The sequence below is a fragment of the Clostridium bowmanii genome, assembly GCF_018861315.1.
Taxonomy (GTDB): domain Bacteria; phylum Bacillota; class Clostridia; order Clostridiales; family Clostridiaceae; genus Clostridium_AD; species Clostridium_AD bowmanii.
Window position 1 is genome coordinate 1 of the sequence record NZ_JAHLDL010000106.1, and the last position, 853, is coordinate 853.

The window sequence follows — 853 nt, forward strand, 5'->3', positions numbered from 1 at the left end:
CTGAGACAACTGTTAAGTTGTTACTCAAGCTCATTACATACTTTTTAGTCTTACGACTAAAATTAATTCTTTATCTAAAGTAATTAACTGGACTAACGAAATATTATTTCGCTATTTTACCTATTTCTCTGTTTAATTTTCAAAGACCAATTGTTTTAGTATACCATCAACCGATGATGTCTAATATTTCACTTTATCGTTACTCATTTGCAACGACAAGGAATATTCTATCATAAGAATAAATTTTTGTATTGAAATTAATATTTATATAATAATGTTATAGTTTATTTCCTCTATATTACTCTAAAATACTAAATATTAACTATACTGACACTCCTGAATAAGCGTGCATATATTTCTCGCTTTATTTCCCTTTACCAACGATAATGTATCTTTAAAAATCTCTTTTAAAAACCAAAAGGACCTACATAATTATTTTATGTAAATCCTTTTTTAATAAATATAAATTATTTTAACTTTTCTAATTTCACTTTTGTAAATATATTTGCGTTTAAAGTATATAATATTAGACATTATACAAAATATATCCACATTATCCACACCTATTCGTACAATTTATGTTAATAAAAAAGTATATCTTTTTAAAAATCTAATAAATAACGAAATAAAAAAATAACAGTTCTATTAGAACTGTTATTTTTTTATTTGGTGGACCTTCAGGGACTCGAACCCCGGACCGACCGGTTATGAGCCGGTAGCTCTAACCAGCTGAGCTAAAGATCCCTATACTACCTAGCGATAACCTACTCTCCCACAAAGTTACCCCTGCAGTACCATTAGCGCATTGAAGCTTAACCTACCTGTTCGGTATGGGAAGGGGTGTTACCTTCAT

At 29.0% G+C, this 853-nt stretch carries 1 tRNA gene and 1 rRNA gene; both read right to left on the reverse strand.

Going from position 1 to position 853, the window contains the following annotated elements:
* Nucleotides 1-667 precede the first annotated feature (667 nt).
* A tRNA-Ile gene (locus tag KPL51_RS23065) sits at nucleotides 668-744 on the reverse strand.
* 7 nt (nucleotides 745-751) lie between these two features.
* Nucleotides 752-853: ribosomal RNA gene (gene rrf, locus KPL51_RS23070) — 5S ribosomal RNA — on the reverse strand; the annotation flags it as partial.